The 25,896-nt window shown below is 38.9% G+C and carries 22 protein-coding genes; 9 read left to right on the plus strand and 13 right to left on the minus strand.

Annotation, left to right across the window (positions count from 1 at the left end):
• From ACXAG7_RS14795 to rplS, 6 genes are all read right to left on the minus strand, one after another.
• On the minus strand, positions 1–1,816 hold a 1,816-nt coding region (locus ACXAG7_RS14795; RefSeq protein ID WP_476667292.1), incomplete at its 3' end, for a beta strand repeat-containing protein.
• Positions 1,817–1,921: 105 nt separating this feature from the next.
• On the minus strand, positions 1,922–2,962 hold the full coding sequence (locus ACXAG7_RS14800; protein WP_408044443.1) for an ATP-grasp domain-containing protein: 1,041 nt from the start codon (positions 2,960–2,962) through the stop codon (positions 1,922–1,924).
• A 12-nt stretch (positions 2,963–2,974) separates the two neighbouring features.
• Positions 2,975–3,196 carry a DUF6095 family protein gene (locus ACXAG7_RS14805; RefSeq protein ID WP_408044442.1) on the minus strand — a complete coding sequence of 74 codons (222 nt, stop codon included), beginning with the start codon at positions 3,194–3,196 and terminating at the stop codon, positions 2,975–2,977.
• Positions 3,197–3,199: 3 nt separating this feature from the next.
• A complete protein-coding gene (gene murQ, locus ACXAG7_RS14810; protein ID WP_476667293.1) occupies positions 3,200–4,018 on the minus strand; it encodes an N-acetylmuramic acid 6-phosphate etherase in 819 nt (272 codons plus the stop codon).
• A 159-nt stretch (positions 4,019–4,177) separates the two neighbouring features.
• Positions 4,178–6,403: an NADP-dependent isocitrate dehydrogenase gene (locus tag ACXAG7_RS14815; RefSeq protein ID WP_476667294.1), complete on the minus strand. Its 2,226-nt coding sequence runs from the start codon at positions 6,401–6,403 to the stop codon at positions 4,178–4,180.
• A 511-nt stretch (positions 6,404–6,914) separates the two neighbouring features.
• Positions 6,915–7,265 carry a 50S ribosomal protein L19 gene (gene rplS, locus ACXAG7_RS14820; protein WP_408044439.1) on the minus strand — a complete coding sequence of 117 codons (351 nt, stop codon included), beginning with the start codon at positions 7,263–7,265 and terminating at the stop codon, positions 6,915–6,917.
• Positions 7,266–7,527: 262 nt separating this feature from the next.
• Here rplS and ACXAG7_RS14825 point away from each other — a divergent pair, with 262 nt between their 5' ends.
• Positions 7,528–8,226, plus strand: coding sequence for a phosphatase PAP2 family protein (locus ACXAG7_RS14825; RefSeq protein WP_408044438.1), 699 nt, complete (start codon positions 7,528–7,530; stop codon positions 8,224–8,226).
• Positions 8,226–9,722 carry an ArnT family glycosyltransferase gene (locus ACXAG7_RS14830; RefSeq protein WP_476667295.1) on the plus strand — a complete coding sequence of 499 codons (1,497 nt, stop codon included), beginning with the start codon at positions 8,226–8,228 and terminating at the stop codon, positions 9,720–9,722. The genes ACXAG7_RS14825 and ACXAG7_RS14830 overlap by 1 nt, the downstream gene beginning before the upstream one ends.
• Here ACXAG7_RS14830 and ACXAG7_RS14835 read toward each other — a convergent pair.
• The 7 genes from ACXAG7_RS14835 to ACXAG7_RS14865 form a co-directional block, all read right to left on the minus strand.
• Positions 9,712–11,190 carry an ArnT family glycosyltransferase gene (locus ACXAG7_RS14835; RefSeq protein ID WP_476667296.1) on the minus strand — a complete coding sequence of 493 codons (1,479 nt, stop codon included), beginning with the start codon at positions 11,188–11,190 and terminating at the stop codon, positions 9,712–9,714. The two genes, ACXAG7_RS14830 and ACXAG7_RS14835, sit on opposite strands and share 11 nt — an antisense overlap.
• 25 nt (positions 11,191–11,215) lie before the next feature.
• Entirely contained in the window at positions 11,216–11,893 is a 678-nt protein-coding gene (gene trmD / locus ACXAG7_RS14840; protein ID WP_408044435.1) for a tRNA (guanosine(37)-N1)-methyltransferase TrmD, read from the minus strand.
• A gap of 35 nt (positions 11,894–11,928) precedes the next feature.
• Positions 11,929–12,426 (minus strand): hypothetical protein, encoded by a 498-nt coding sequence (locus tag ACXAG7_RS14845; protein ID WP_476667297.1) that lies wholly within the window; start codon positions 12,424–12,426, stop codon positions 11,929–11,931.
• Between the two features lie 73 nt (positions 12,427–12,499).
• Entirely contained in the window at positions 12,500–14,179 is a 1,680-nt protein-coding gene (gene ggt / locus ACXAG7_RS14850; RefSeq protein WP_476667298.1) for a gamma-glutamyltransferase, read from the minus strand.
• A 121-nt stretch (positions 14,180–14,300) separates the two neighbouring features.
• Positions 14,301–16,928, minus strand: coding sequence for a TonB-dependent receptor (locus ACXAG7_RS14855; protein WP_476667299.1), 2,628 nt, complete (start codon positions 16,926–16,928; stop codon positions 14,301–14,303).
• A gap of 106 nt (positions 16,929–17,034) precedes the next feature.
• Positions 17,035–17,622, minus strand: a complete 588-nt coding sequence (locus ACXAG7_RS14860; protein ID WP_456243505.1) for an acyl carrier protein phosphodiesterase — start codon at positions 17,620–17,622, stop codon at positions 17,035–17,037.
• A gap of 100 nt (positions 17,623–17,722) precedes the next feature.
• On the minus strand, positions 17,723–19,183 hold the full coding sequence (locus ACXAG7_RS14865; protein WP_408044430.1) for an aminoacyl-histidine dipeptidase: 1,461 nt from the start codon (positions 19,181–19,183) through the stop codon (positions 17,723–17,725).
• A gap of 130 nt (positions 19,184–19,313) precedes the next feature.
• Between ACXAG7_RS14865 and recR the strand changes: the two genes are divergently transcribed.
• The 7 genes from recR (at position 19,314) to ACXAG7_RS14900 (ending at position 25,852) form a co-directional block, all read left to right on the plus strand.
• On the plus strand, positions 19,314–19,934 hold the full coding sequence (recR, locus tag ACXAG7_RS14870; protein WP_408044429.1) for a recombination mediator RecR: 621 nt from the start codon (positions 19,314–19,316) through the stop codon (positions 19,932–19,934).
• Positions 19,935–20,509: 575 nt separating this feature from the next.
• Positions 20,510–21,427 carry a PhzF family phenazine biosynthesis protein gene (locus ACXAG7_RS14875; protein WP_476667300.1) on the plus strand — a complete coding sequence of 306 codons (918 nt, stop codon included), beginning with the start codon at positions 20,510–20,512 and terminating at the stop codon, positions 21,425–21,427.
• A gap of 284 nt (positions 21,428–21,711) precedes the next feature.
• Positions 21,712–22,401, plus strand: a complete 690-nt coding sequence (locus tag ACXAG7_RS14880; protein WP_476667301.1) for a hypothetical protein — start codon at positions 21,712–21,714, stop codon at positions 22,399–22,401.
• A 176-nt stretch (positions 22,402–22,577) separates the two neighbouring features.
• A complete protein-coding gene (locus tag ACXAG7_RS14885; protein ID WP_476667302.1) occupies positions 22,578–23,030 on the plus strand; it encodes a hypothetical protein in 453 nt (150 codons plus the stop codon).
• 334 nt (positions 23,031–23,364) lie between these two features.
• Positions 23,365–23,874, plus strand: coding sequence for a DUF6193 family natural product biosynthesis protein (locus ACXAG7_RS14890; RefSeq protein ID WP_476667303.1), 510 nt, complete (start codon positions 23,365–23,367; stop codon positions 23,872–23,874).
• A gap of 95 nt (positions 23,875–23,969) precedes the next feature.
• The gene (bla, locus tag ACXAG7_RS14895; protein ID WP_476667304.1) at positions 23,970–24,875 is read left to right on the plus strand and encodes a class A beta-lactamase; all 906 of its coding nucleotides are present in this window, start codon (positions 23,970–23,972) and stop codon (positions 24,873–24,875) included.
• Positions 24,876–24,952: 77 nt separating this feature from the next.
• Positions 24,953–25,852 (plus strand): hypothetical protein, encoded by a 900-nt coding sequence (locus tag ACXAG7_RS14900; protein ID WP_476667305.1) that lies wholly within the window; start codon positions 24,953–24,955, stop codon positions 25,850–25,852.
• Positions 25,853–25,896 lie beyond the last annotated feature (44 nt).

Consider the following 25,896-nt stretch of genomic DNA (forward strand, 5'->3'; position numbering starts at 1 on the left):
TAACATCTCCAAGTAAAGCATTTGCATCACCACCAACCGTTAAGTCAGAAGAAGTAATGTTACCGTCACCGTTAAAGGCAGTCGGATCTACAACTAAAGCACCCGCACCGTTTTGTGTTAAACCAGTACCTGCAACATCCGCGTTTATTTTAGCAGCTGTTACTGCATCGTCATTGATCTTTGCGGTAGTTACTGCGTTGTTATTGATTTTTCCTGTAGTTACAGCATTATCATTGATCTTAACAGTAGTTACTGCGTTGTCAGCTAATTCTGTAGTTCCAACAGCACCTGCCGCGATTTCTAGTGTAACATCTCCAAGTAAAGCGTTAGCATCACCACCAACTGTTAAGTCAGAAGAAGTAATGTTACCGTCACCATTAAAGGCAGTCGGATCAACTACTAAGGCACCCGCACCGTTTTGTGTTAAACCAGTACCTGCAACATCCGCGTTTATTTTAGCAGCCGTTACTGCATCGTCATTAATCTTTCCAGTAGTTACAGCGTTATCGTTTATTTTAACAGTAGTCACTGCATTGTCAGCTAATTCTGTAGTTCCAACAGCACCTGTAGCGATCTCTAATGTAACATCTCCAAGTAAAGCGTTTGCATCACCACCAACGGTTAAGTCAGAAGAGGTAATGTTACCGTCACCATTAAAGGCAGTCGGATCAACTACTAAGGCACCCGCACCGTTTTGTGTTAAACCAGTACCTGCTACATCAGCATTTATTTTAGCCGCTGTTACTGCATCATTTGCAATTTCATTTGCCGTAACTCCTCCGTTAGCAATATCAATCGTAAAAGGATCAGCTTCAGTACCACTACCGTTCCTAATAAGGGTAGCGTCTGTAGCATTTACAATCTCATTACCTATAACCTGATCTTTATCGTTATTATTTGCAGCAACTAATTCGTCAATCGCAGCTTGAACGGTTGTCGCTGTTAATCCAGAAGTTGCGTTATTATAGGTGGTACCACTGGCGGTAGGGGTAAAGGTAACATCACTACCATCGTTGTTTGTGAACGTAAAGGTACCGTTACCATTATCGGTTAAATCTGCTTTTGAGATTACTTGAGTACTACCGTCTTCCGAGGTATACGTGAAGGTTCCGTTAGCATTATCAACCAGTGTTGTTTTGGTTTCAATATTTCGAACGAGATTCGTCAAATTTAGTTGGGTAGTAGTACCGTCCTCATCCACGTAATCAATATTCGTATTATCAGCATTTAAACTAATTCGAGTAAGCGTTTCTAAATTTTTAACATCAATTACCGTTGGAACTCCATTTTCTGCAGTATAGGTAAATGTCCCATCTGTATTTTCTACAATGGTAGTTAATGTTTCAATTGTTTTGATTACTGTTCCTAAATTTACACTACCACCGTTAAGTAAGTTTAAGGTATTGGTTGCGTTATCATAGGTAAGTACTTGAATTTCGTTCGTCGGATCACTATCCGCATCGTTGATTAACGAACTCAAGTTTACGGTTCCCCAATCTCCTAGGGTCAATTCTTTCGTAATTTCATTAAATAGTAATTGACGGGTATTAGTTGCCGCACAAAGACTTTCCCAAACCATGCCGTTGTATTGATACACACAATCTTCATCTGTGTTGTACACTAGGGCACCTTGAAGTGGGAAAATAGCATTCATCTGTGCATCGGTAACACGAGTAATAACTAAAACCTTGTTATTGCTTTCGAGTTCCAAAACGGAATTGCTATTAATGACATTCGGATTATCTCCAATCTTTACCTGCGCGTAAAGACTGATGGAAGATAGGACTAAAATTAGGATAGTAAGTATTCTCTTCATAATATAACGATATTAATTCACTGAAAACCAGTGTTTTTTCAGTGAGAGTAAGGATTATATATATATTAGACGTTATTTGCCTTAGTTAAGTCACAAAAGTAGTACTTAATTAAGGTTTTTAACAGTTGATATATAGTTTTTTAAATGTAAAATCTCTTTTGCAAACTCCATAGAACTTTTATACGGAGTATTTAATTTTTTATGATTTGTTATTGCTATTTGATATAAATTTTTCCAATGTTTTCTGATTTCTTTAAGAGCTTTGAAATAAGTATAGTTATTGCTGTCATAGATATGAGTGGGTTCAGCAATAATCCCGTTAATTTCAAGGATTTTAAAATTTAGCCCCTGTTCTAATTCTTCAAAACTGTTGTATTTGATGTCGAGTCGTCCATAATACCAGCCATCAATACTTTTATTGAGTTTGTCAAAAGTGTTTTGAAGTGTTTGAGACACGAGGTGACTTCCATTAATGAATTGTGTTCCCTTGCAGTGATTTCCGATTACCGAAAGAAAAACTTCTTCATTTAAACGCGGGATATACGACAGATCGATATCCTCGTTTTCCTCAATTAACGTTCTATACAATTTCGCTCTTTCGTCTTTCAAAATCAGTTCTTCTACAGTGGATGTTCCATCACCGATCACCGTAAGGAATTTCTTTAGGGTAATTGAAGTAATTTGTCCACAGTTATCAAAGGGATTGCGATAGTAGAAGATACCACATTCGTTTTTATACTCTATAAATTCTTGAATAATGGTAGCGATTGGATATTTTGTTAAATAGCGCTGTAGTTCAGAAGTAGTTTTGATTTTGTGAACCAACAGGCCTCTAAAGCCAATATCGGGTTTTGCGATTAAGGGAAACTCTATTTTTTGATCTGCTAATTGCCCTAGAACTTCTTCAAAACTAGTGTTTGGGGAAACTAGTACTGATTTTGGTCTGTAGGCTTGAGGGATTAATTGAAGTGTAGCGTACTTACTTTCCGTTCCGTTTCCAGAGCTTTTGATACTCGGGTTAACAGCCGTAAAAAAAGCAGGGTGTTTTGCTTTATAAGCAAGATAGAAGGCGTAAGGAACATTTGGCAAGTAAAACATACTCGACGGCCAATATTCCCAATTCAATAATTTTTGAATTTTGTTCATTATCCTCAAATCTTATTCTTTAAAAAGTGTGTCAACTATCCCTTTGAAGGTTCGAAAACCATAATATACGCTATATAAAGTTAATAAAATTCCTGCAATTAATAAAATATATGCAAGGAATACTTTGGGGTAGTCTTTAAATATTCTTAATGCTTTGAAGGCTATGTTTAATACGAGGGGGGAAAAAATTAACAAGCCTAAAAGTATGAGTAGTCGTTTTAAGTTTTGCTCCATATATTACTGATTACTGCGGTAGTTTTCCATTGCTTCTCGCACATTTCCGTATTTTTTTAATAAGGTTGCTGCACGTGCTTTGTCGATATTTAGGTTTGAAACTAACATGTTAATTCCCCTTTCTACTAATTTGTTGTTAGAGAGTTGCATATCTACCATTTTATTACCTTTTACTTTGCCCAACTGAATCATAGTAGCGGTGGATATCATATTCAGTACTAATTTTTGTGCCGTTCCTGCTTTCATTCTCGAGCTTCCCGTGACGAATTCCGGCCCAACCACAACAGCGATTGGATAGTTGGCTGTTTTTGCAAGTGGGCTTTCCGCATTGCAGGTAATACAACCTGTAGGGATGCCTTTTTCATTGCATTTTTCCAAGGCTGATATCACATAAGGAGTGGTTCCTGAGGCAGCAATACCAATTACGACATCATTCGTCGTTATCTCGTGTGCTTCCAAATCACGCCATCCCTGGTCTGTCGAGTCTTCGGCGAATTCCACTGCTTTTCTAATGGCTTGATCTCCTCCAGCTATGATACCTACAACCAATTCGTGTGGGACACCGAAAGTTGGAGGACATTCACTGGCGTCGACAATGCCGAGTCGTCCACTAGTACCGGCTCCAATGTAAAATAAGCGACCGCCAGATTTGAGTTGCTGTACAACAATCTCAATTAGCTTTGTGATGGCGTTTAGCTCTTTTTCTACGGCAAGGGCAACTTTTTGGTCTTCCTTGTTGATGTTAGAAACCAGTTCGTTAACACTCATGTCTTCAAGGTTTTGATAGAGAGAGTCTCGTTCTGTAGTCTTTTCAAAGTTCATAGGGTCAAAAGTACAAATATAGTACGTAAACTTAAGGTCAAATATCGTTGAATTACCGAGTTATACGGATGAATGGGTAATTCAAAATGATTAAAAATAAGTAGGGGGAAGGGTATAAAAAAAGCAGGCCTTAGCCTGCTTTTAATTGTTGTATAACTATTAAAACTTAGCTAATAAATCGTTTAATAGTGCACTAGGACGCATAATAGCGTTAGCTAATTCATCGTTTGGTTCGTAGTAACCACCAATATTGGCAGCGCCACCTTGTACTTGGTTCAGCTCATCAACAATAGCAGACTCATTGGCCTTGAAAGCCTCAGCAATCGGTCCGAATTCAGCTTTTAATTCAGTATCTGTATCTTGATTTGCAAGAGCTTCAGCCCAGTAAAGTGCTAAATAGAAGTGTGACCCTCTATTGTCGAGCTCTCCGGCTTTTCTAGATGGGCTCTTTCTGTTGTCTAAAAGTAGTCCTGTAGCATCATCCAAGGCATCAGCAAGTACTTTAGCTTTAGCGTTACCTGTAGTTGTACTCAAGTGCTCTAATGATACAGCAAGTGCTAAGAACTCTCCTAATGAATCCCAACGTAAGTGGTTTTCAGAAGTTAATTGTTGTACGTGCTTAGGGGCAGATCCACCAGCACCTGTTTCGAACAATCCTCCACCGTTCATCAATGGAACTATTGATAACATCTTTGCAGAAGTTCCTAATTCTAAAATAGGGAAGAGGTCAGTAAGGTAGTCACGCAATACGTTTCCAGTAACAGAAATAGTATCTTTTCCTTCTTTAACGCGAGCTAAGGTGTATTTAGTTGCTTCGATTGGCGATAGGATTTTAATTTCTAATCCATCGGTATCGTGATTTTGTAAGTACTTTTCAACTTTTTTAATCAATTCAGCATCGTGAGCTCTGTTTGCTCCCAACCAGAAAATTGCAGGAGTTTGCGTCGCTTTTGCTCTAGTAACAGCCAATTTAACCCAGTCTTGAATAGGGGCATCTTTGGTTTGACACATTCTCCAGATATCACCTGATTCTACTTCGTGTTCTAGTAAAACGGTTCCAGCAGCATCGATAACTTGAACTTTACCGTTTGCGGTCATTTCAAAAGTTTTATCGTGTGATCCGTACTCTTCGGCCTTTTGAGCCATCAATCCTACGTTAGGAACGGTTCCCATAGTAGTAGGGTCAAATGCTCCATTTTGCTTACAGAAGTCAATCGTTTCTTGGTAAAGTCCAGCATATGAACTATCAGGAATTACTGCTTTCGTGTCTTGAGTTTTTCCTTCTTTGTTCCACATTTGCCCTGATGTTCTGATCATGGCAGGCATAGAAGCATCGATAATAACATCAGAAGGTACGTGTAAATTGGTAATTCCCTTGTCTGAGTCAACCATAGCTAAATCAGGACTGTTAGCGTATACCGCGTCGATATCCGCTAAGATCGCTGCTTTTTCTTCTTGACTTAAACTTTCTAAGTTCGCAAGTAAATTTCCAAAACCATTGTTTACATCCACTCCAATTTTGTCAAAAGTAGCACCGTGCTTTTCAAAAAGGTCTTTGAAGAATACGCGTACGGCATGTCCAAAAATGATTGGGTCCGAAACTTTCATCATCGTTGCCTTCATGTGTAATGAAAACAAGACACCTTGCTCTTTAGCCTCTGCAACCTGTGCTTCTAAGAAAGCTACAAGTTTGCGTTTGTTCATTACCGAAGCATCTATAACTTCACCGGCAAGCAAACTTACTTTTTCTTTTAATGTAGTTGTATTTCCGTCAGCATCTGTATGAACAATGCGTACGTCAGTAGCAGCTGCTACTGTTGTTGATTTTTCGTTATGAGCGAAGTCTCCTTCAGTCATGGTAGCTACGTGCGTCTTTGAATTCGCATCCCAAGCTCCCATTGAGTGTGGATTTTTCTTCGCGTAATTTTTTACAGCTTTAGGAGCTCGCCTGTCTGAGTTACCTTCTCTTAAAACAGGATTTACAGCTGACCCTTTTATTTTATTGTAACGAGCTAATACGCTTTTTTCTTCTTCAGATGTTGCCTCTTCAGGGTAGTCAGGCAAGGCATATCCCAATCCTTGAAGTTCCTTGATAGCCGCTTTTAACTGAGGTACTGAAGCAGAGATATTCGGTAATTTAATGATATTAGCTTCTGGTTTTTTAGCCAATTCACCTAAAAATGCCAACGCATCTTCAACGCGTTGCTCTTCAGTTAAGTATTCAGGGAAATTAGCAAGAATACGACCTGCAAGAGAAATATCTTTAGTTTCAATACTGATGTTTGAAGATTTAGTAAATGCTTCTACGATAGGTAAAAACGAACGAGTAGCCAAAGCTGGGGCTTCATCCGTTTTTGTATACATGATTTTAGCCGTATTATTCATAAGTAAATTTTAATTAAATATTTTGAAGTCAGGCAAATTTATGAATAAGTGGTGAAATTTTTAGTAGATAATTCTTATAAATTGAGTGTTATAATTGAAGATAGTGTAAAATTTTAGAGGAATTTTGTCTTTTTGTTAGAAATAACAAAAGCCATATTAGGTAAATTGGCTAATATGGCTTTCAGAAATTGAGCTGCTATGAACAAATTAGCTTTTCAATTTCAAGGAGAACATCTCCCTCCAGTAAACGACTTTTAATTAATTCAATAACTATTATTACTTCTTGCAATGGATGTTTTCAATGTACCAAATAGTATGTTGACTACCATCTCTTTAACGTTAACATGAATACCAAAGCATTTACTGGCTGTTTCAAAGATACGGAGAAATGGCAAAAGTGTTTTTGTTTTAAGTGTTTTGTTATCAACAATTTAAGTTGGGTGTGCTGTCAACAATTGTTAATAAAAAAAGCGCCGTAAAACGGCGCTTTTTAAAATGCTTTTTGAAGCTATTAGTTTCTTCTTTCTTTGATTCTTGCTTTTTTACCAGTAAGACCTCTAAAGTAGAAGATACGAGCTCTACGAACTTTACCTCTTTTAGTTACTTCGATCTTTTGGATTGATGGCAAGTTAACTGGGAAGATACGCTCAACTCCAACTGTTCCAGACATCTTTCTGATAGTAAAAGTTTCAGAAGATCCGTTTCCTCTGCGTTGGATTACTACACCTTTAAAGAACTGAGTACGTGTTTTGTTCCCTTCCTTAATTTCGTAGTATACAGTGATTGTATCACCAGCAGCGAATTCAGGTAATTCATTTTTTGTTACAAATTCGTCTTGTACAAATTTTACTAAAGATTCCATTTTTTTGTTTTTTATGTTTTACGAAAAGCAACATTCACGATTTTCGTCAGAGGTTGATTTTTGTGCGTGCAAATTTAGTTTTTTTTTCTGAAAAGAAAAGCTACTAGTCTAATTATTTTTAGGTTATCATAGTTTTTTGAATAGCTTATTAAATTGTTGTCTTTGTGTGAAGTAGTAGTCGATTGTTTAAGTATACTTAAAGTTTCCCTAAGCTTGTATAAACATAGTGCAGGTAGTTTTATTTTCTAAAATTACCGCTGTTATGGGGATACATATTACCACTAAAATTCCACAAAAATACAAATGGCAAATCTGGACTGTTGGCGCTTTGCACAATTTACGGTATTTGTTAGAGAGCATTCGAGTACAAACCTATGTGTTGTATTCCGTGTTTTTTATGGCTAGTTTCATTTTGATAGTCAGTATGAATAAGTTTAGCTTGCACAAATTGATGAATAGCTATCACCATCCTTTTTTTGATTGGTTTTTTAAGTACAGTACCCATCTTGGTGATGGAGCTGTGTTCGGGGTGTTGGTTTTGGTGTTTTTATTTATAAACAGGAAAATGGCATTGGTTTTTTTGACGAGTGGAGTACTTACTTTGTTAATAACTCATTTGTTGAAAAAGGTGATTTTTTATGGAATAGCTAGGCCTTTAGGAGCTATGTCAGGAGAAGAACTGCATTTAGTGCAAGGGGTGAAAATGGCCTTTTGGCACTCGTTTCCTTCCGGGCATACTACAACAGCCTTTGCTGTGTTTACCATTTTATGCTTGTATTTTAGAAAGTGTAAAAGTCAATATGTTTGGTTGGCACTCGCAATGATAGCCGGACTTTCAAGAGTGTATTTATCTCAACATTTTCTGTTGGATGTTTTTGTGGGGTCTTTTATAGGTTGCTGTATTGCTTTTATGAGTATGAGTTTCTTTTTTAATCCCAAACCAACAGCAAGCGTACATTAATGGAGAAATATCACAGGTATACCTTGTATTTATTAGGTGTAAGTACAGTAGTACGTTTGTTTTTGGCTAATGCATTGGAGTTCGGAAACGATGAAGTTTATTATTGGTTATATGCCAAGTATCCAGCGCTAAGCCATTTTGATCACCCGGGATTTGTGGGACTCTTCATTCAGTTTTTTACCGGAAATCTTTGGTGGGAGACAGAGCTAGCTGTACGTTTGGCGGCAGTAATCCCAGCAACCATAGCTATGTATGTGGTATATTTGATGGGAGCAATGCTACGAGATGAGCAAACTGGTTTTGTTGCTGTGATTTTATACAACTTAAGTATATACGGAGGCATTATTGCCGGAACTTTTATTTTACCGGATGCTCCCTTAGTGCTCTTTTGGTTGTTGGCTTGCTACTTTTTTATGAAATCGATTCCTTATGAGCCTAATAAAACGAATCGTCGCTTTATGGTACTTGGTCTGTTCTTTACTGGCTGTGCTATGTATTCAAAGTACCAAGCCTTATTTTTACTAGTGGGGCTGTTTGCTTATTTGTTGATTTACAATCGGGAATGGTTGCGACAAGCTGCGGTGTTCTTAGGTTTGTTGTTTCCGGTTGTTGCCATTGGTCTTGTGGGGTATTGGAATTTTGAGAATGATTTTATCAGTTACCGATTTCATGGAGATCGAGTGTCGCTCTTGAGCGCTGAATTTAATGGGACTACTTTTGGACGAGAATTGTTGGGGCAAGTACTATATAGCAATCCGTATGTGTTTGTGATTCTTTTGTTGACAATGCTGGCGTTATGGAAAAAACGACTGGTGCTCAACCATCAGTATACAAGAATTTTTATGTGTTTTGCCTTACCTTTAGTTTTGGTTTCACTGTATTTGTCAATGTTTCGTCCCACCTTACCGCACTGGTCTGGAGTTGCTTATTTAACCTTGATTCCGTTGTTAGCTTTTTATATCGTAAGTAAGGCTATTTCTATTAGAAAATTAGGTATAGGATTGGCTACTTTCTATGTCTTGCTTATCGTGGCAAGTATAACTATCAATACGGGTTGGCTTTTGCCAGATCCTAAAGTAGAAACTCCAGAATTAGCTGGTAGGCGTGATGCGTTAATGGATATGTACGGTTGGAAGCAAGTAGGAAGGAAGTTGAAACAATTTTTTAAGGAAGAGCAGTTAACAGAATTACCTATTGTTTCTGACAAGTGGTTTCCGGCAGCGCATATTGATTATTATGTGGCGCATCCCCTCGGAATGAAGGTGTATGGTTTGGGGAATTTGCGCGATATTCACAAGTATTATTGGATTAATAAAGAGTATGAAGCTCTCGATCTACAACGAGTGCTGTACATCACGGATAGCAGGAATTTTAGAAGGCCATCAGAGATTTATAGTCATCTTTACCAGCGTATGGAGTGTTTAGTAGTCCTTCCAGTGTTGAGAAATGGAAGGACCGTGAAAAATGTTTTTGTCTACCAACTCTTTAAGGAGTAGGTAAGTAATGAGTACAGCGGTAAACCCAGAATTTTCGCAACTTTTTACCGTTTTTTTCTATGATGATTGGAGTGAGTTGTTCTACTTTCTTAAAATATTTTTCAAGTAGTTCTGGTGTTTTATTCGATTTATCACTGTTTTTGAATCGCGTGTCAGAATCTATAAACAATGCATTTTTTCCGGCTAATGTTGATAAATCGTCTCCGAGGTAGTCAAAATGCAATGCGTGTTTACCCAATATATTTTGGGCGTAGACTTTGTCTTTGAGGTAGAAGGTTAGCGCCGCCGAGGTTTTGTATTTGTCGTCAGAAAAGACAAAGGAATTCGGGTTCTTGTCCAGTAATTCTTGGGTTTCTGTCGCCAATGCTTCCCAACCTACCCAGGTATCATCGCTTTTGATAGGGACGAGGTAGAACACTACTTGAGCCGCTACTAAAACATGCAGTACTACAGAAATGATTACTTGTATTTTGAGTTGTTTTTTTCGAACAAACATTCCCGCTAAAATAATTCCTGTGATATAGGATGGCATGAGCCAATTTAGTTTCACCCAATAGATAGGGGTTAAACTCATAAAGCCCACAAATGTAGGGATGAAAAAGGCGAGTAAGAAAAGTGTTTTCGTTGGAGGTAAAGTAAGTTTAGTTAAAGCACGTTTAATATACTTCCAAGTGAAAACCAAAAAGAGACCAAACAATATAGGAAGTAATAATACTAGCTGATGTGCTAAAGCTCCAAAGAAAAAGTTAGGATGCAGCTTAAACTTTGACATCGAGGAAGTCCTATTAGACGATTGGAATAAAAAGGATGCAAAATCATGCTGATAATTCCACCACCATACCGGAAAGGTAACTGCAGCGGATAACAGCAGTGAAATCCATAACCAAGGGCTGAGTAATAATTTGCGATAGCGATTTGAAAACAGTAAAAAGCTAAGTAACCCAAATTGCAATAAAACAGCGGTATACTTACTGTCAAAAGCCAAGCCCATGGCGATTCCTGCCCATATCCAGTATATTTTTTTGTTTTCGAAAATAGCACAGTATAAGCTCAATACACTGAGGGTCCAGAAGAGTAGCAACGGAACATCAGGCGTTGAATTGAACGATAAAATCGAGATAAAGAGCGTGGAACCTAGCAAAACTAAAGCACGTCCTGCCCGATGTTTTGATAGGAATTTTAATGCTAATTGGTAAAAACTCCATATGGTTAACGAGGTCACGGTGAAGTCTGCTAATTTTACGACAAAAACGAATTTACCGAAAACCAGTGTAAAGCCTCTTAGTATATAGCCAATCATTCCAGGGTGATCAAAATAGGAGAGCGAAAGGTTTTCTCCATAAAAATGATAATAAGCATCCTGAGGCATGAGCCCCATAAAAGGGAGCAATAAAAATCTGAAAAGTTGAAATGCTAAAATAAAGGCAAGAGCGGGATGCTTTTGCGCAAAGGCTTGTAGTGATTTCAAAGGCTTGCGTTTTACAGTCGTTAAATTAATCTTCTAATAGGTCAGGTCGTATCATTTCTGTTCGTTTGTAGGCCTGATCAGCTCTCCATTCTTCAATTTTTGGGAAATTCCCTGAAAGCAATATCTCTGGCACTTTGAGTCCGTTGTAGTCCGCGGGTCTCGTATATACAGGAGGTGCTAATAAATTGTCTTGAAAAGAGTCTGTAAGAGCAGAAGTTTCATCACCGAGAACTCCAGGTAACAATCGAATGACAGCATCACACAAAACAGCAGCAGCGAGTTCACCACCAGTGAGTACGTAATCGCCAATAGAAATTTCGCGAGTGACAAACAGGTCTCGTACGCGTTGATCAACGCCTTTGTAATGCCCTGTTAATATGATGATGTTTTTTTTAAGTGATAAGGTATTTGCCGTAGCTTGATTCAGTGTTTTAGCATCTGGAGTCATATAAATAACTTCATCGTATTCGCGCTCGGCTTTTAGTTTTTCTATACACTTAGCTATAGGTTCTATCATCAGTACCATGCCTGCACCACCTCCAAACTGGTAATCGTCTATTTGACGGTAGTTGCCAAAACCATACTCACGGAGATTGTGGAAATGTACTTCGGCTAGGTTTTTTTCTATAGCCCTTTTCATCATTGAATTTTCAAAAGGACTTTTTATTAAATCGGGTTCTACAGTAATAATATCAATTCGCATGTTGCAAAAGTAAGGTTTCACTGCGTATCTAGAAATTATATTTTGAGGATAGGTTTACTTTCTTTGCGTTTGGTGGTGTCTTTTTTTACTTTAGGTGGAGGAAAACCTATAGTTGTACTCGAGTAGCTCGTCCCAAAAGTTTTGTTCGCCTGTAGTACTTGAGCAACGGCATCGGAAAATTGAGAAGTCGTTAAGGGACGCCAGGGATGTGTAAAAACGGACCATAATACACCGTCTGAAATGGCGTATCGAACGTCAAGTGCGGTGTGGAAATTGGCAGTCATGGCATGAATTATTTGTTCTGGTAGTACTTGTTTTATCGAGACTATAGGCGACATGATTCGCATTCTGTTTGCAGTGGTATCCGTGATGCATATCAAAAGCGTTTGATCAATTTCAAATTGCCAGGTGTTTTGAATACGTTGAACCTTTTCGGTTTTTGTGTTTAGGATGCTGTCTAAGGTATGGAGTTGTATTTCTTGGGCTTGGAGAGCCAAAGAGTAAAAGCAAAGGAGGAAGAAAAGTGATCTCATAATAACCCAATTTATCACTTAGTCGGATTCGTTGCGGATTCCTATCTATAAAAAAAAAGGCCGAAGCCTTTTTTTAAAATCCTTTAGCAGTATCGTCACCACGATAATCAGCTCCTCCTTCTAACTTTCCGTTAGGTAGCACTAGTATCGCGTCTACTTTGCCTAATACAGGAGCATTACTTTCATCGATGTGATAGCCTTTTTCAGTGAGTTGTTTTTTTAGATTGGCATCGAAACCGTCAGGTTCCATACGAATGACATCTGGTAGCCATTGGTGGTGAAATCGAGGTTGGTTTACAGCTTCTTGCATGCTCATATTGTACTCGTGTACGTTGAGTATGGTTTGTAGTACAGAGGTGATAATTGTAGAGCCGCCGGGAGTTCCGACAACCATCCAAAGCTTGCCATTTTTTTCAATGATGGTAGGGGTCATAGAGCTCAACATGCGTTTTTCGGGCATGATTTCGTTGGCTTTCGCACCTACAAGTCCAAACATATTGGGTACACCGGGTTTACTGCTAAAATCATCCATTTCATTGTTGAGGAAAAAGCCCAGTTCACTGGTGTAAAGCTTTGATCCATAACCACCATTTATGGTAGTGGTGACAGAAACAGCATTTCCAAATGAGTCGACAATGGAGTAGTGCGTTGTTTCATCGCTTTCGACAATTTCTATATTTCCGTGGCCAACTTCACTTGATTTAGTCGCCTTATCAAAAGAGAAATTCTTCATTCGTTCCTCGATGTATGTATCGTTGAGCAGTTTAGTTGTAGGTACCGTTACAAAATCGGGGTCACCTAAATAAAAGCTTCTATCCGCATAGGCCCTGCGTTCTGCTTCGGTGATTAATTGAATGCTCTTTAGTGAGTTATGCCCGTATTGTGAAATGTTATAGGGAGCAATACTTTTCAGTATTTGGCCTAGGCAAATTCCTCCACTTGAAGGAGGAGCCATTGAAACAACAGTCAAATCGTCGTAGGAAATACTCACTGGTGTTCTCCATTTAGCCTGGTATTTTTCTAAGTCTTCCAAGGTGATATAGCCTCCCATTTTTTGAAGAAAATCCACCAGCTTTTGTGCTGTTTCACCTTTGTAAAATTCATCGCGTCCATGCTTTTTGATGCGAGTCAGTGTATTGGCCAGCGCTTTGTATTGGATGGTGTCACCAATTTGCCAATGTTTGGCAAGCAGTATGGTATCTGTGTTGGCTTTAAAAAAGTTTGGACGGTGTTTGTTGAGGCGTTTGTATTGTTTTTCAGTCACGACAACGCCTTTGTTTGCCAAATTAATAACAGGAGTTAGGATATCTTCGATTGGTAAAGTTCCAAATTTTCTGTGAGCTTCAAAAACACCTGCAATGGTGCCAGGAACACCAACAGCTGTTGCTCCAAGAGTACTTTTGTTTGGGATGACGTTGCCTAGGCTGTCTAAGTACATATCTCTATGGGCGGCTAGGGGTGCTTTTTCTCGATAATCTAGAGCACCGATGTCACCGTTGTTCATGCGGTAGACCATAAAACCACCACCACCAATATTCCCAGCATACGGGTAAGATACTGCTAGAGCTAGTTCCGTAGCTACCATAGCATCAAAGGCATTTCCTCCTTTTTTTAAGATGGAGATTCCTATTTCTGAAGCTTCTGCTCGTGCAGAAACGACCATAGCATTATCGGCGATAAGTCCTGTTTTTTTTGTTCTGGTTTGACAAGCACAAAAGGCTAAGCTCAGTGCAATACATACTATTTTTTTCATGAAGCTTTGCGTATAAAGAATAAAAAATAAAATAGTAGGCTGTGAAACGACCTACTATTTTATGCCAAATTACAACATTCTATGTAGATAACATTGCGAATGAGTGAACTTCTCAATCAGATCAGAATTTAAGATTCAATCCAACGGAGAAATTCGTTCCTAATTGACCGAGTTGTTGCACGGAATTTGCATAGGCAAAACGACCATTTCCGGTAGTTCCTGTATTGACATTGGTACGATCAGGATAGACGTTGAAAATGTTGTTGATGACTCCGTGAATTTTGAAGTTTTTATTCAGTTGACAACTCAAGCCCATGTCTGTTGCAATTTTAGCGCTCAAAGTTTGGTCGAATTTTGGATTTTGATGATCTCTATTAGACATGATGGTAACTTCACCAAAACGCGTATTGTTTAGGGTAAAGGTCCAACGTTGAAGGTCGTATTTCAGACTGAGAATGAACTTAGATTTAGGTCTTGAATGCAGAATCAACCCTTGCTCTCTTCGGTCGTAAATAGTGTAGCCATTATTCTTAAATATGGCAGGAGAATCGATAGATGTCATCTGAGTCTTGTTAAAGTTCATAGCGAGATTTGCGGATAGTTTTCCTGTGCCCAGAGGAATTTTATCGTAGTTTAATACGATGTCTGTACCAGTAGTTTTGGTGTTTCCCGCATTGATAAAGAACTGAACACCTTTCACATTGTTGTCTAGCAGAATTTGTTCTATTTCATTGGTAGTGGTGTTATCGTCGTCAAAAGATATCTGTGACGAAAATAAAATTCTATTTTTTATTCTGATTTGGTAAAAATCAACAGAAGCTGAAAATTTTGGATTAAATTTATAGGTTATTCCAGTCGACAGGTTTTTAGAAAGTTCGTGCTTTAAGCTCGGGACCCCCAGTGATTTTACGATAGGATTATCGTTGGCCAGAGTTCCTTGCAGTGTGGGAGCAGCATCTTTTACGATAATGTACTGACTTAGCGTAATGTGGCGTTGATGCAGTGAGGGAGCTCGAAATCCGGTGCTATAGGATGCTCTAATGGCTCCAGACTTTGCTATTTTATAACGGGTATTGAATTTCCAAGAAAAATTAGAGCCTGTATCTGAGAAATTTTCATACCTACCCGCGAGTCCCATCATGAATTCGTCGGAAAGGTCATAATCTAGCTGTCCGTAAAGTCCTGTATTGTGACGCGACCATTTCCCCGCTTCTTCAGGGCGCAGTCCAGCAAAGGAGTCGGAACCTCCTTTGTAATAGGAAAGTGCATCTCCTTCAAAGCCTTTAAATCGTTCTTTTTTGAATTCCAAACCAACGGCAGCACTTACTTTTGGACTGAGAGGACCTGAAAAATCTATATTGGTAATGAGATTGTTAAAACTGTATCCTCCGGGAGCGAAACTCCTGGGGGAGTATCCGTGGTCTTTAAGGTAATCGCGATTGACGGAGTTGTTGACGAAATAACGCACTTCATTGGAGCCGTAACCGAAGCTTAAGTCTGCTAACCATTTGTCATCCAAGAAGTGGGTTTTTAACCCAAAAGTACTAGAAAAGTCTTCAATGGCCACTTCAAATGTAGGTTGATACCCTATGTAATCTTCAACACGAGGTCTTATAAATAAAGCGTCTGCAACATCTCTTCGCCAATAGGGAGCTCTGTAGTAAGCAAAACTTTTACCGGCACGTGTTGTATAGCCTCCAAAACCGTAAAATGTTGTTTCGTCTGCTAAGTCTTGTTCGAGATTGACATAGAAATCTTTTTTTTGCATCTCGGGTTGTCCGACAGTCATATTTGCACTGGGGTGTTTGCTGAGCCACTCTTTTTCATAGGGTCTTTTAGCACCTTCTGAGTCCGCATTGACAATCCCGGCTCTGTTTGTAATTTGCTGTTTAAAATACCCCAGTGAAATATTGGCATAGCCGTTTTCACTCAGAGGAATGGAAGTGTTCAAGTCGGATGAAAAGTTAAAACCATCATTCTTTGAAGTGATTCCCGAAGTGGCGTTCAATTCGGTATATTTAGTTTTCTTCTTTAAGATAATATTTAGGACTCCTGCAATGGCATCCGAACCGTATTGCGCAGAAGCTCCGTCTCGCAATACCTCAATTCGTTCAATCGCTGCTGTTGGAATACTCTTTAAGTCAACTCCGACTTCTCCTTTTCCTGGAGTTCGGTTTAGGTATACTTGTGCACTTTGGTTTTTTCTCTTCCCATTGATTAAGACCAGCGTTCTACTGGGGCCTAACCCTCTTAAATCAGCGGGGTCGTAATGAGCAGTGGCATCTGAAATGGCTTGGTTTTGCGCGTTAAAGGAGGGGACTTTGAATACCAACATTCTATCAAAAGTCGTTTTCCCAGTATTGACGAGTTCTCCGGCTTGAATATTGTCGATAGGTACTGGTGAATCCAATACTGTACGCGGTTTAGAACGGTTTCCTGTAATGATTACCTGATCTAATAAAATTCCTTCTTTTAAAGTAACTTGAATTGGGGTGCTATTGGTTACAGTGATCTCTTGGGTCTTGAATCCGACAGCGGAAATCTGTAAGACGGTTGGCAGTTTTTTTACCTCCAAAACAAATAAACCATCAAAATCGGTAGCCGTACCTATGCTGGTTCCTTTTTGAAGTACCGAGGCATTGATAACTGGGACTCCAGTAGCGTCTTTTACCGTTCCTTTGATCGTTTGAGCATGAATGGCGTAACACATTAAGAGGAGTGTATAGAAAGTAGTAATGATAGTTCTCATAAGCGATGAATTTGTGAGAGCTAACTTAGCAATAGGTTATAGCTTGAACATATTGCATGTAATGGACGGTAAGAGTTAAGTAAAAAATGACGGTTTTACTGTCGTGTTAACGAAGTTCCTCAAGTGTTTTTATACTGTGTTCTCGTAGGTGCTCGAAAAATAATTTGAAATCTTTATTAAAGTCATCGTAGTGTTCTAGGAGGTCTTGAGAAGCCAAATTCATCTTTGATTTTCCCTGAGTTCTGCGGTTCATTCCATTGAGGACTTCTTGGATGCCTTTCGCAAATTGATAGTTGTATAACCAGTTGTATTTAATCATGTACGGGAGCATCTCCTGTGTTTTCACTGGCAATATATCAAGGTGTTGGTTTAATAAACGGTATACAGATTGTACGTAGGTTTCCAAGGGAATCTCCGAGTATTGACGCCAATTAATGGCTAAAAAGTGATCGTAAAAGATGTCGATAATAACCCCGCTGTAATGACCGTAGCGCTTGTCTAATCGGCGTTTGCTCTGCCTTACAATATCGTGAGTGTCCGTAAAGGAGTCGATAGCTCGATGTAACCGTATGCCGCGCTGAATATCTGGAGTGTACTGTGTGAATTTAGAACCTTTAATGTGATCGGCAATGAAATTTCCAATCATAATTTCAGTATTGTCAGCAGAAAGGTAAAGGTGAGCAAGAAAATTCATTTCGTAAATGTAACTAAAAAAATCAAGAAATGAATACTACTTTGCGTTTACAAAATTGAATAGAAAAGAAAGCCCGGAGTGTGTTCTCCGGGCTGTATATTTATTTTTTTGGAGTATTTTTTAGGATCTCCAATAAAAACTTCCAGAATTTTTGTGTTGACGAAATCTGTGCGCGTTCGTCTGGTGAATGTGCTCCACGAATATTAGGTCCGAATGAAACCATGTCCATATTCGGATAGTTTTGCCCTAAGATTCCACACTCCAACCCAGCATGACAAGCAGCAACATGTGGTTTTTCTTCGTGTAATTCTTCGTATAAGTCAGTGACAATTTTTAATATTTCACTATTGATATTCGGTAGCCATCCAGGGTAAGATCCTGAAAATTCCACGTCAAAACCAGCGAGCTCAAAAGCTGAGCGTAACGAATTCGCTAAGTCCCATTTATTGGTTTCTGACGAAGAACGCGTAAGACAGCCAATTTTGATAGCGCCTTCCTTTACGATGATACGAGCGATGTTGTTTGAAGTTTCAACAAGCCCTTCGATATCCGGACTCATTCTGTATACACCATTAAGTGCCGTATAAACAGCCTTGATAAGTCCTTCTTGAACTCCTAATTCCATGACCTTTTCAGGAGTACTTACTTCTTTGAGGTCAATATTGAGTTCTGGTTCTAAACTAACAAACTCCGCTTTGATAGCGTTAATTTGTTCGTTTAATTCAAATAAAAATGGCTCTTTTGAAACGGTGTCGATAACTACAGTAGCAAAACTCTCACGAGGAATGGCATTGCGCAAACTTCCTCCGTTGATTTCTGAAATGCGAAGTCCGTAATTGGTAAATCCATCAAACAATAAACGATTCATAATTTTGTTGGCATTCCCAAGTCCTTTATGAATATCCATTCCCGAATGTCCTCCGTTGAGTCCTGTGATAGCGATTTCAAAAGCCGTCGTGTTATCTGGAGTCTCCTCTTCTTGATAGGTTCTCGTTGCGGTTACATCAACACCTCCTGCACATCCCATACCGATTTCATCATCTTCTTCGGTGTCGAGGTTTAATAAAATATCTCCTTCTAACAATCCACCTTCAAGTCCCATAGCTCCCGTCATTCCAGTTTCTTCATCAATGGTAAACAAGGCTTCAATAGCAGGGTGCGGAATATCAGTAGACGCGAGTACTCCCATAATGGCAGCAACTCCTAGGCCGTTGTCGGCACCTAAGGTAGTTCCGTCAGCTTTTACCCAATCTCCATCGATGAACATTTTAATTCCTTCGGCGTCAAAATCAAATTCCGTATCGGCATTTTTTTGATGAACCATGTCGAGGTGACTTTGCATCACTACAATTTTACGGTCTTCCATACCTGCAGTAGCCGGTTTGCGGATGATAACGTTTCCTACCTTATCTACTTGGGTAGGTAGGTTGAGTGACTTCCCAAAGTCGACCATAAATTGAATCACGCGTTCTTCTTTTTTTGAAGGACGTGGAACGGCATTTAAATCGGCAAAGTGTTTCCATACTGCCTGAGGTTCTAGGTTGCGTATTTCTGAATTCATTGTGAATCTGTTCGTTTTAATTTTTCGAATACCAAAGGTAGTCAAAATCGTCAAAGTTTGCTGAAAAAAATAATCCGGAAACCCCAAAAAGTATAGCCCTAATTACGGTGTAAAGTTGTAATTTTGCAGCATGGATTTTTCTTCAAAACTTTTAGAAAACGCGGTGAATGAAGTGAGTAGGTTGCCGGGGATAGGGAAACGCACGGCATTGCGGTTGGTGTTACATTTGTTAAAGCAACCCCAAGAGCATACGAAGTATTTAACCGAAGCCTTAAGCGTTTTGAGAAACGAAGTGAAAACCTGTCGTAAATGCCACAATATTTCCGATACGGTGCTTTGTGATATCTGTGCGAATCCTAACAGAAATGCAGAAGTTATTTGTGTAGTCGAAGATATTCGAGATGTAATGGCTATCGAAAATACAGCACAGTTTAGAGGTGTTTATCACGTATTGGGGGGTAAAATTTCTCCTATGGAAGGAATTGGGCCTCAGAACTTACAGATAGAATCTCTGGTAGAAAAAGTCAAGAATGGCGAGGTCAAAGAATTGATTTTTGCGTTGAGTTCAACCATGGAAGGTGATACTACCAATTTCTATATTTACAAACAGGTAGCTCCCTATGAGATTATCACATCGACGATTGCTCGAGGAATTTCAGTAGGGGACGAGTTGGAATTCGCAGATGAGGTAACCCTTGGACGCAGTATCTTGAACCGCATACCTTTTGAGAATTCCTTAAATAGAGGGTAGTCGTTTTTTTAGTAAAACGAATCTCTTATTTCAAAGTAGATGAGTTCATTATTTTAATTAGGACTTTATTCTTTTTGAACCTACTTAAAACCGATAAAGACTGAGTTTAGAGTAACTTTTTTACGCTTAATTTCGAAATCGAAAATAAAAAACCCGTTCCTAAGAACGGGAAAATTGCTATGAAAAAGAAAGTCTAAGGACGTCTCCTTGACTTTGGTAAAAATACATTGTTCATGTCAGGGGAGCAATACTCAGTTTTACTATTTGCTACCTAGGGAAAACCCTGATATTTGTAGGGGATAAGCGTTAAAAAATAATTTATTGATGTTGATTGCCTAGTAGAGGGCTTTCTTTACAAATTTGTCTACTCGTTCTGGTAGCGGATATTAGAAGTTGTGAGAAGGTAGTGATAGTACAAGTGTAAGCACTATATTATTCAAATGGAGATGAGGCTCTTTTAAAGGTCGGGTTCAGAAGCAATAATTTATTGCTAAAATAACGTACTTTTAGAGCATAAAATTTTAATCGAACTGCTGTATATGTTTGAAATAAGGCAGTTTTTTAGCTAGCATACAATGGAAATAGCCTATTATTTAGTAGATGTCTTTACCTCACAAAAATACGGAGGGAACCAACTGGCCGTATTTGTAGATTATGAAAATCGAGTTTCGGACACAGAAATGCTACAAATAGCGAAAGAGTTGAACTTTCCCGAAATAACTTTTATTAAAAAGAATCGTGATAACAAAGTGTTTGACATTCGAATTTTTACCCCAGAATACGAGGTGCCTTTTGCCGGACATCCGTCATTAGGGACAGCATTTGTTATTGCGAAGTATCTGGTACCAACGGTTGGTTCGCGTATGACTTTACGTGTAAAACACGGCGAAATCCCAATTGAGTTAACATCGACAGATAACACGATTACCAATAGTTTGTTTGTCATGCAACAAGCAGCGCCTGAGTTTATAAATACCTTTACGCACGAGGAAGTTGCTGAAGGATTAGGGATTCCAATAGATTATTTGGATATGCAGCAGCCTGTAGAAGAGATAACGACAGGGTTGCCCTATATCGTGATACCCATTGTAAATCTATTGAAAATGAATGCATTGCAGCTCAATGCTCAAAAGGTGATTGCGTTTTTAAAGCAGCATAAAAAGTATAAAACCAATAGTAGTACAGGGCTGACAACTTCCTTATTCTTTGCAACTGACCAAACCTTTGAGCAAGGAACTAGTTACAATACCAGAATGTTTTGTGTAGAACATGAAGTACTTGTTGAAGACGCGGCAACAGGAAGTGCTAACGGTTGCTTTTTAGCCTATCTCCTCAAATACGAAGCTTTACAAATTTCGGCTGTGGTGGAACAGGGGTTTCAGTTGAACAGGAAGTCGCATATCTATTTGGAAGGGACACGAACGGAGGATGAATACGAGATAAAAATTGGGGGAAAGGTCGTTGAGGTAAGTTCAGGACATTGGAAATTATAATAGCGAACTCCTACTTATAGGATAAGAAAATTCTTAGATTCGCATTTGATTGTTACTGCAATCTTATAAACAGCAGAAGCGAAAGAGAGAAGGTTAGTTTTTATGAGTAAACTAAATAAAGAAGGGGAATAGAGAAGCGATACTAGTGCTAAGTGAATTAGCTTGGTAATTAGTCCGTTTTAAAGGAGCAACGTTTAGGAACTCTTTCCGGTGTTCAGCATTGGAATTATCAAAATTTTCTAATCGTTGTTGCAGCTTGGGTGATGATAAGGCATAGTGATGTTATGAATAGAACAACAGAAGAATTATTAGCGTTAGTTTGTACTATAAACAAGGTGCCAGCCTTGAGTAAGGAGAGGGTAGCGTCGGAATTTAGAACACTTGGCAGGACCTTAGGAATTGAGTTCCCGAAAGTAGTTGTTGATTTTTATGCAACTTTAGGAATCAACTCAGTATTGTTTAGTGATGTGTTTAGTGATCTTAGCGTAAATGAACGCGGTGATTTAGAGTTTTATTTTAACATACAAACGGGAGATACTTGGGCCATACAGTTGAAAGGAGAACAGGACCTATGGTACCGGCCGTTTGATGAGGAATGGAAGAGAGTCCCTTTCACTGTTGCTGACTTTTTGTCGAATGAGGTTTTAGTGACAAGCTGTTTTAATCAGCCTTATTTTGCACAAGGATATTGTACCAAAGAAGCTCTTGATGCTGCCATCACTGCTGGGACACTAAGAGTGGTTTATGAGTGTGAAATAGCACCAATGAAAAATTTAGCTTCTCGACATCCCTTTCAAATGCTAGGATGTCAGTCAGTAGAAAACGATTTGTTATTAGTAGGTTTTCAAAACAACTTTATGGGGAATTCGTATTTAGAGCTACGTTACGGAGCCAACAGTAAATCGGACTTCGAAAAATTTGTTAAGATTTTTGGTTTACATTGGTCAGCACCCTGGCTGGATAATCAAATTTAGATTACATATCGTTTGACGCTTCTTAATTGACTGTACCATGTTTGTCAGTCCTCGCTTTTGGAGCGCTAGCTTAGGCGGGGAAGAAGGAGGAAAATATACCTTCAAAAGAAGGGAAGTAATAATTTTATTTTCAGCAGAGTTTTCTCATCTTTGAAGTCTAATAAAATTTGCTATTCATGAAAAAATATTTCCTGTTTTTACTCGTCATTTGTTCATTTATTAACTGTTCTTCAGATGATGAATTGAGGAGTTTCGAACTGTTAACATCAAAGCGATGGGTTTTTGATAGCTATCAACTACTAAAAGTAACGAGTAACCCCGGAAATCACAGTGATAGTAAAATTCAAGATCAGATAATTTCGCAGTATAAAAACAAGGTTAGCTATAATTTTTCTAAAGATTATACTGCCGATTTTTTTGATGGCTATTACGGCTATAGTATTAAATGGGAATTGGTAAATAATCAATTAAAATTAGATTTTGGAGCACGCCCCAGTTTTAATACAACCTTTACCATCCGTGCTATAGAATCGGACCAGCTAGTGTTGTATCACGAGAAAAGCGCTACTGTAATTGATGGAGATCAAACGGAGTACGCAGGCAATAGTATTTTTGTAGTTAAACCCTAGTGTAGGTGTCTGGGGTTATCGAAACTACGTTTTTTTAATACCAATAGTAATCACAGTTATTCATATGAATGAAAAGTTTGCTACATTATACCCAGAAATAGCTCGTATTGGAGAATGTTCATAGGCATTTCGAAAAGAACTGCTCAACAGAATACCTGATTTAGAAGTGGTCAACGCATTCCAAATCGAAGAGTACGGCACGGAGAGAGCTTGTGTGGTTTAGGCCGATAAGCAGGTAGGAATCGGTTTAGCAAGAGATGAAAAACTATTTATAGTTGACTTTTGGAATCAGGGAATACTGTTAGCTGAAGGCAGGAGTTCTCATTGGCTGGATATGGTGAATGCCATCACAGATTGGTTGACATGCGATGTTACGAGTACGGTTTTTTCGAATAAGTTTCAAGGAATTAACCCTACCGCAATTGCAGAAGCCTTTGACGAAAATAAAGAAATTGAATTTTCCTGGAATCGCTTATTGCAAAGTGAACAGAACGAACCCTTAGGAGCGTTGATAGCACTCGCTGCAGATGATGAAGTGTTGCAGACCTTGTTTCCGTATATGAGCTTGTACACGTTGTTGTTGAGTCGCTGTACGGGGTATCCTTACGATTCTCAAAAACTCCCTACGGTAACCCCAGCGGTGAATTTTTTCGATATTGAAACGCAGGAACGTCAAGTAGGGACAACCACTCAGGTGGATGTCCAGTACGTAGTGGCCGATACTGAAATGAATGTGTTAGGAAAAGGAACTGCTAAAGAGGCGATAGCGATGATTAAAACCTATATTCCTGCTGATATTCAACCCGCAACGAAAGGGTTTTGGAAGCAGACTGACTTGCAGTAGCAATAAGTAGTTGAGCTATGTGAAAGGGAATACTTGTGGAAGTTGAGGTGTTATACGTAAAGGGTTTATAATGAATGTTAAAAAGAGCATAACAGATGCGTAAACAATATTTTTTTTGGTGTTGGTTGAGTTTGCTTATGGGAGGAAGCTCTTATGGGCAAACTATGGAAGAGCTGAGAGAGCAAATAGTTCAGGTGCTTCACAATAAATCGGCTACGGTGGGGGTAGCGATTCAGATACTACCCTCCAAGGATACGTTGATGATTCATAGCAAGCTTCGGGTTCCTTTGCAGAGTGTATACAAGTTTCACCTGGCCTTGGCAGTATTACATCAAGTAGATTTAGGTGTACTGAGTTTACAGAAACGCATCAACATATCAGAAGCCAAAGTCAAAGACTACCGCCATTTGTACAGTCCGCTATGTAGGAAGTATCTCCAAGGGACTACACTGACCTTAGCGGAAGTTCTGAGCTATGCAGTTGCGCAGAGTGATAATCTAGCGTGCGATATACTTTTTGAGCTTGTGGGTGGTCCGAAGGCGGTACAAACCTATATACATCAACTCGGAATTAAGGAGGTAGCGATACTGCATACAGAAAAGGATATGCAAGCCAACTGGCAGCGGCAGTTTGAAAATTGGACAACCGCCAGTGCAGCCAATCGATTGTTAGCCCTCTTTTTTGAAAATAAAAAACACCTACTGAGTAAAGAGAGTCATAGCTTTTTATGGCGGACTATGAAAGCGACCGAAACAGGGAAGACTAGCCTCCGCGGAATGCTTCCGAAACAGGTGGTACTTGCTCATAAAACGGGACATTCAGGAAAAAATGCCGCAGGCATTACCGGTGCTGTAAATGACATTGGCGTATTGTTTTTTTCAGCATCTTCTTATGCCTATATCAGCGTTTTTGTGAGTAACTCAAAAGAAAGTGATACCACCAATGAGAAAATAATTGCTAGCATAGCAAAGTTGACCTATGATTATTTAAAAAAACAATAAGGATACTCAGCACAAAGATTATTGTTAGGAGAGTACCCGCTTGAACTACACCTATGAGAAATTGCTCAACTGTAATAATGAAGATTCAGATAGTACTGGCTTTTTTAATGTCCAGTATAATATTTGCACAACAAAAAGAACGCATAGAGGATTATCAGGGGATTTGGATTGCTAAACCGTATTACGAGTCTTTTGAGAAAACAAAAAATGCGCTGGCCTCCAAAAAGGCTTTTGCTCCCACGGAGCCCGTAGGTTTGCGGATTAATATGTCAGAAGTAACGAATGGTAAATTATCGGTGGGGCTGGCCATGCTACACGATCACTTGTTACGAGCTGAAGTGTCACAGTACGTAATTCAAGGAAAGGATACGTTGTATGAACAAGGTTTTTTTAGTATCCAATTAAAAGAGCAAGATAAAAATAATGCGTTTAATGTTTACCAGGGGCCTTATTTTGGTCGTTGGTCTCCAACCAAATTAATACTTAAAGAGAACGCTGTTGTATTGCAGCGAGGAGGAAATAGCGATGTTGCTGTAGAGCGAATTTCGTACGTTCGAATTGCTGAGAAATTTGAAAAGGAATATCAGTTCCCGAATCCCTTGTATTATTATATGAGAAAAAGTTTACTAACGGGTGATTTTACGCTCAAAGACAGTACGGATACTACAATTTGTCCAAAATTTACAATTCACCCTGATGGGCGTATGGAAGGATATTCGAAGTTAAAAAACAAAAGCATATACTATTCAACAGATATCTATTGTGGTCCAGAGATCATTGACGAAGTTGTATTGATAGCTGAAGAATTCAAAGATGACAATCCTCATTGTGCTGTGTTTGTGTTTAAGAAAATCGATGAAAAAACGATATACTTGTACAAAACCTATCCTAGAACGAATAGTTCCAATGGAGATGTGGGAGCAGCTGAGCAAAAAGCACCATTGGGTAAGGTGTTTTACAAATTATTGAGGCATTGACACTGATCACCGTCATGAGTTGTGGTATTTTTCGTAAAAGATCT

The sequence above is a fragment of the Tenacibaculum sp. AWR4_210 genome, assembly GCF_056160945.1.